Here is a 5,719-nt window from a genome sequence, read left to right as displayed (position 1 = left end):
CTGATATCAATCCTGCGAGTGCCCACACAGATTGTCTGATAAATTGTTAAAGAGCAGTGCCGCGATTTCTCAAGCGGCGCGGGATGCGTATATTACGCTTTCCGCTTTCTCAGTCAAGCATTTATTTTTGCTTTTCTGAAGGTTGCCGTTAAGGGCCACCTCACTAACAGGGCGCTTCGTAAGCCGTTGTGCCGTGTCAGTGGAGGCGCATTATAGGGAGTTCTTTCGGGCTGACAAGGGCTAAATGCAAATTAATTTTCGAGTGCTGTTTTTTTCGGCGAAAGCCCGTCAAATCGCCAGTTTTTCCAGCAGCGGGAAGCCATAACGCTGCAAAACCGGTGATAATTGCACCACTTCGTCATCCATGCGCGTACAAAATGCCACATTCTGTCCGCTGGAACGCGCCTGAGGCGCTTCGTGCTCTAATAACCAGGCGGTGCGCCGTGCAATGGCTGCGCCCGAATCCACCAGCCGGGTGCCGTCAGGCAACACCTGCTGCAGCTCTTCACGTAACAGCGGGAAATGGGTACAACCCAGCACCACGGTATCCGGCGGCTCTTTCATACGTAGCCACGGTTGCACTGCGCGACGCACATCGTCCAGCGACACCGTTTCTCCGTGCAGTTTGGCTTCCGCCAGTTCGACCAGTTCCGCCGAGCCCAGCATTTCGATTTTACATTCGCGCGCAAACTGCGCCACCAGCTCATGGGTGTAAGGCCGTTTCACCGTGCCGCGCGTGGCCAGCAGGCCGACCACGCCGTTGCGCGTCAGACGGGCCGCAGGCTTAATCGCCGGCACGACGCCGACGACCGGGAACTCAAAGCGCTGACGCAATGCTGGCAGCGATACAGTACTGGCGGAGTTACAGGCGATGACCACTAACGCCAGCGGCACGCGCTGCACGATAGCCTCCACCACCGCCACGACCCGCTCAACAATATATTCTTCGCTTTTTTCACCGTAAGGGAAGCCGGCATTATCGAAGGCATAGAGATAGTGCAGGCCCGGCAGCAGTTGCCGGACCTCATCATAGACGGAGAGCCCACCGACGCCGGAGTCAAACACCAGCACGGTGGGACGCAGATCAGAAGCTGTAGCTGGCGCTGAGGTAATACTCCGTTCCTGGAGTTGGATAGCCATACACTGTCTCGTAGTCTTTATCGAACAGGTTGGCAATTCTACCACGAACGGTGAGCTGTGATGTGACCGGATACGAAACTGCCAGATCCCATAAACTTACACCGCCCAGTTTGACGCGCTGCGGGGTAAAGGAGTGGTTGTAATCCGTATCATAGCGATCGCCGAGATAATGATAGGTCAGTGACCAGTCAAACTCATAAATCGTCCAGTCGAGCTGGTATTTCACCTGCTGCTTCGCACGGCGCACCAGCGGTTGATCGGTTTCAGCATCGCGCGCATCAACATAATCGTAAGAAATCTGATGGCTAAGCGGACCGGTATCGAACGACGCCGTGGCTTCTACGCCCTTAATGCGCGCTTTATCGATGTTGTAATAGATATAGGTGGTGGGATCGCTATCAATCAGATTATCGATATCGTTACGATAACCGGATACGCGCCAGTTTACCGGCCCGGTCAGGCCAGAGAAGCCCGCTTCCCACTGTTTACTCTCTTCCGGCTTCAGGTCGCTGTTGCCATAAGAACCATACAACTGGCCGAGACGAGGCGCTTTATACGCCGTCGCGTAATTGGCAAACACGCTATAGCCATCAACAAACGCCCACGACGCCCCGCCCTGCCAGGTGCCGTGCCAGCCAAACTGGCTGTTGTCGTCACCGCGTACCGCGCCTTCCAGCGTTACGCTGCCCAGCTGCTGCTGGGTGGTGGCATAAATGCCGGTGTTACGCAGCTCAGTACTGTCAGCCACGTAAGCCGTGCCGGGTTCCGTGGTCTGTTTCTGCCAGTCCACGCCCGCGCTTACGCTGCCCTGCGCCACCTGCAACGTATTACCCCACTGCACATTGTACTGCTTGCTGTCATCCAGCGTGGTCGACGGGCCGTAGCGGCCTGTACGCGGATCATAGTTATAGTCTTTGCTGCGGCTGTAGCTGGCGATCAGCTGCGTCGAATAAATGTCGTTGCTGTAACGCAGGCCGCTGTCCCAGGTCTGGCTGTAGAGCTGGCGGGTATCGTTTAATCCGTTGATGTTAAAACTGTTATCGTAGCTGTAGGTGCCGTCGTAGGCCGTACGGTTGTCAAAACCGTAGCCGCGAACAAAGCCGCTCAGCCCGTCACTGAACTGGTGCTCCAGCGCGCCATACAGTGTCTTGTTCATGAAGCCATCGCGATCTTTCTGCGCCGGATCGCCATACACATCCGGCAGGTTTGCCACCACATCATAGCCGCGCGTATAGGTGTAGTTGCCCGCCATGGTCAGCGTCGTGGCTGCGCCCAGCTGCTGCTGGGTAGAACCTTCATAGTTTTGATAGCCTTTCGAGCCCACGCCCGCGCTCAGCGTCGTGCCCGGCTTATCACGACCGGTGATGATGTTCACCACGCCGCCAATCGCATCGGAGCCATACACCGCCGAGCGCGCACCGCGCACATATTCGATGCGCTGGACCAGAGAAAGCGGAATCTGGCTTAAATCAGACGATCCGGACACGCCCGCCTGGTTTAGCCGGATACCGTCGATGAGTATAAGTACGTGGCTGGAGTTAGTACCGCGCACAAACAGCGAACTCAGCTGGCCGAGGCCACCGTTCTGCGCGATGTCCACGCCAGGCAGGCGACGCATGACGTCCGTCAGGCTTTTAGCCTGCCAGCGATCAATATCGTCGCGGGTCACGACCGTCGTCGGCGCGAGAACGGAGGATACCGGCTGCAAAAACCGGTTAGCGGTAACGATTTGCGTATCATCATTCTGCTGCGCGTAGCCAGATTGCGCCCAGAGCGACAACGCCGTTGCACTAAAGGCAAACAGCGAAGCGTGTGTTGTTTTCATTGTTATAGCATCCAAAAGACGAAGCAGGATGCCGCAGGTCCGGGATCGATAGCACGCGATGATCTCAGAAGTTGCGACGTCACACCGGCAGGTCTTCGGGCTGGGAATCATAAGTGGTGAAGACTTCCCATCCGCGAGGACAGTGTCTGCGATTGCGATCACCACGACATTCTTTTACCGCTGCGCGTCAGCTCCAGATTCACACTGGATTCCCTTTTAACTCAAGGAGGCCGGCAGCCGCAGTCTACGTTTAAGAAGGCCGGAAATCCAGACAGCCAGCCTTCCTGCACTGTCCGGGACTGGACATCAGCAGGTGAATGCCTACAATCGCCCGGCAGGCAGGCTTAACACCAGGATTGAAGATGACACCCGAACAACTCCCGATTGAACAATACGACGCGCAACTGGCGGAAAAAGTCAGCCGCTTACAGGCGATGATGGCCCCCTACGCAGCGCCCGACGTGGAGGTGTTCCGCTCGCCGGTCAGCCACTATCGTATGCGCGCCGAATTCCGCATCTGGCACGACGGTGACGATCTTTATCACATCATCTTCGATCAAGAGACTAAACAGCGTATCCGCGTCGATCAGTTTCCGGCGGCCAGCCAGTTGATCAACACGCTGATGCCAAAGTTGATCGCCGCGATCCGCGATAATCGCGCGCTGCGTTTCAAACTGTTCCAGATCGATTATCTCTCCACCCTCAGCAACCAGATCGTGATTTCACTGCTGTATCACCGCAAGCTGGAAGCCGACTGGACCGAAGCTGCGACTGCGCTGCGCGATAGTCTGCGCGCAGAAGGGTTTGATGTGCAGCTGATTGGCCGTGCCACGAAAACCAAAATCTGTCTCGATCGCGATTACGTCGATGAGCGCCTGCCGGTAGCCGGCCAGGAGATGATCTATCGTCAGGTGGAGAACAGCTTCACTCAGCCGAATGCGGCGATGAATATTCAGATGCTGGAGTGGGCGCTGGACGTGACGCAAGATTCGCGCGGCGATCTGCTGGAGCTGTACTGTGGTAATGGCAACTTTTCACTGGCGCTGGCGCGTAACTTCCGCCGCGTACTGGCGACGGAAATCGCCAAACCGTCGGTGGCTTCGGCGCAGTACAACATCGCGGCCAACCACATCGACAACGTGCAAATTATTCGTATGGCAGCCGAAGAGTTTACCCAGGCGATGAACGGCGTGCGCAGCTTTAACCGTCTGGAAGGCATCGATCTCAATAGCTATCAGTGCGAGACCATCTTTGTCGATCCGCCGCGCAGCGGGCTGGATGACGAGACGGTGAAGATGGTGCAGGCCTATCCGCGTATTCTCTATATTTCCTGTAATCCGCAGACGCTGTGCGACAACCTCAGCGTACTGAGTGCCACGCATAACATCACGCGGCTGGCGCTGTTTGACCAGTTCCCTTACACCCACCATATGGAATGCGGTGTGTTACTGACGCGAAAAGCCTGAAAAAAACGGGAACCCTGCGGTTCCCGTGATTGTTTTCAGTGCTTGTTCTTGCTGCGGCGGAAGCGCATGGCGATCCAGAACACCAGCGCCACCATCAGAATGGTCGGGATGAAGTTAGACCCGATATCCGGATATTCGGCACGCACCAGCGCGCTGTACACCAGAATCCCCAGCAGAAAAAATGCCGCCGCCAGCGAAGGCATGCCGTCCGGCATATTGCGGTTGAGATAGCGCTGATGCAGACACCACGCGGCAAGGCCAAGGGCGATCAGCGGGAAAATCGAAAAGGGAACAAAGGTGCTGAACAGCACCGAAAAGGAGCCGTTGATAGCTAAACCGGTGATAAAAGCCAGTAACAACGTTCCTTTATCGCGAGGGTTTTGCTCAATCATTTCATTATCCTTATCACATTACTCTTCGGGGGTTTCCAGGGTAACCGCCAGGCGCTCTTGCTCCCGGCGATACCAGTAATACGCGCCTTTGGCGATCATTCGCAGCTGCAGCACCAGACGCTCTTCCAGTTTGCGCCGCTGTTCGATATCCACATCCAGCGCTTCCGCGCCGGCGCTGAACACAATCGTCACCATAGCTTCCGCCTGCGCTTCGGTAAAGCTGCGCGGCATGCGGTTTTCCAGCTCAAGGTAGTCGGCCAGTTCAGCAATAAAGTGCTGAATCTCCCGCGCGACCGCCGCACGAAAAGCCGCTGAGGTGCCGGAGCGCTCGCGTAGTAAGAGACGAAAAGCGTTGGGATTGTTCCCGATGAACTCCATAAACGTGGCGACCGAGGTTTTAATGATGCTGCCGCCTTTGGCAATGCGCTGGCGCGCCTGGCGCATCAGCTGGCGCAGCATCAGGCCACTTTCATCGACCATCGTCAGGCCGAGTTCATCCACATCGCGAAAGTGACGGTAAAACGAGGTCGGTGCAATGCCGGCTTCGCGTGCCACTTCGCGTAAACTCAGGCTGGCAAAACTCCTTTCTGCACTTAACTGACTGAATGCCGCTTCAATCAGTGAACGTCGTGTACGTTCTTTTTGTTGCGCTCGAACGCCCATTTTCCCGGCCTTGTGAGTAATCAGGCAGGCACTATAACAAACTTTTCAGCGTACAGCGGCGCAAAGTTTGTGACCGCCTGTTAACCTCACTGATTGTCAAACTTTGCCAATTTACGCTGTTAGAATTCAGATGTGCGCGGCGAGATGTTAGAATCTCGTTGTAAAAATGTATAGAAACATAGGACGTACTGGTATGCAAAAGTCTTACGATTACGATGCCATTGTGATTGGCT

5 protein-coding genes and 1 riboswitch are annotated in these 5,719 nt (G+C 55.7%); of the genes, 1 reads left to right on the top strand and 4 read right to left on the bottom strand.

The window, feature by feature from the left end; translation table 11 throughout:
* Positions 1 to 288 precede the first annotated feature (288 nt).
* Together murI and btuB are read right to left on the bottom strand one after the other, a co-directional pair.
* Complete coding sequence (gene murI / locus QMM04_RS20440; protein WP_282996888.1) at positions 289 to 1,140, bottom strand: glutamate racemase; 852 nt, start codon at positions 1,138 to 1,140, stop codon at positions 289 to 291.
* On the bottom strand, positions 1,085 to 2,965 hold the full coding sequence (gene btuB / locus QMM04_RS20435) for a TonB-dependent vitamin B12 receptor BtuB (protein WP_282996887.1): 1,881 nt from the start codon (positions 2,963 to 2,965) through the stop codon (positions 1,085 to 1,087). The genes murI and btuB overlap by 56 nt, the downstream gene beginning before the upstream one ends.
* 68 nt (positions 2,966 to 3,033) lie before the next feature.
* Positions 3,034 to 3,215: riboswitch (cobalamin riboswitch) on the bottom strand.
* 112 nt (positions 3,216 to 3,327) lie between these two features.
* On the opposite strand from btuB, the gene trmA reads away from it, so the two are divergent.
* Positions 3,328 to 4,431 carry a tRNA (uridine(54)-C5)-methyltransferase TrmA gene (gene trmA / locus QMM04_RS20430; RefSeq protein ID WP_058758135.1) on the top strand — a complete coding sequence of 368 codons (1,104 nt, stop codon included), beginning with the start codon at positions 3,328 to 3,330 and terminating at the stop codon, positions 4,429 to 4,431.
* A gap of 35 nt (positions 4,432 to 4,466) precedes the next feature.
* On the opposite strand, the gene QMM04_RS20425 is transcribed toward trmA, so the two are convergent.
* Positions 4,467 to 4,823 (bottom strand): YijD family membrane protein, encoded by a 357-nt coding sequence (locus QMM04_RS20425; protein ID WP_021506823.1) that lies wholly within the window; start codon positions 4,821 to 4,823, stop codon positions 4,467 to 4,469.
* An 18-nt stretch (positions 4,824 to 4,841) separates the two neighbouring features.
* Positions 4,842 to 5,486 (bottom strand): HTH-type transcriptional repressor FabR, encoded by a 645-nt coding sequence (gene fabR / locus QMM04_RS20420; protein ID WP_031279587.1) that lies wholly within the window; start codon positions 5,484 to 5,486, stop codon positions 4,842 to 4,844.
* Between the last annotated feature and the right edge of the window lie 233 nt (positions 5,487 to 5,719).

It is taken from the genome of Pantoea sp. Pa-EAmG (assembly GCF_030024295.1).
In the GTDB taxonomy this organism is placed as follows: Bacteria; Pseudomonadota; Gammaproteobacteria; order Enterobacterales; family Enterobacteriaceae; genus Pantoea; species Pantoea dispersa.
Note: the sequence above shows the minus strand (reverse complement) of the source record. Positions and strands in the feature narration are given on the sequence as shown.

What these genes read in the sequence shown, in the direction of transcription:
- fabR (WP_031279587.1), bottom strand. Translation starts at nt 5,486, where the DNA reads ATGGGCGTTCGAGCGCAACAAAAAGAACGTACACGACGTTCACTGATT.
- murI (WP_282996888.1), bottom strand. Translation starts at nt 1,140, where the DNA reads ATGGCTATCCAACTCCAGGAACGGAGTATTACCTCAGCGCCAGCTACA.
- trmA (WP_058758135.1), top strand. Translation starts at nt 3,328, where the DNA reads ATGACACCCGAACAACTCCCGATTGAACAATACGACGCGCAACTGGCG.
- QMM04_RS20425 (WP_021506823.1), bottom strand. Translation starts at nt 4,823, where the DNA reads ATGATTGAGCAAAACCCTCGCGATAAAGGAACGTTGTTACTGGCTTTT.
- btuB (WP_282996887.1), bottom strand. Translation starts at nt 2,965, where the DNA reads ATGAAAACAACACACGCTTCGCTGTTTGCCTTTAGTGCAACGGCGTTG.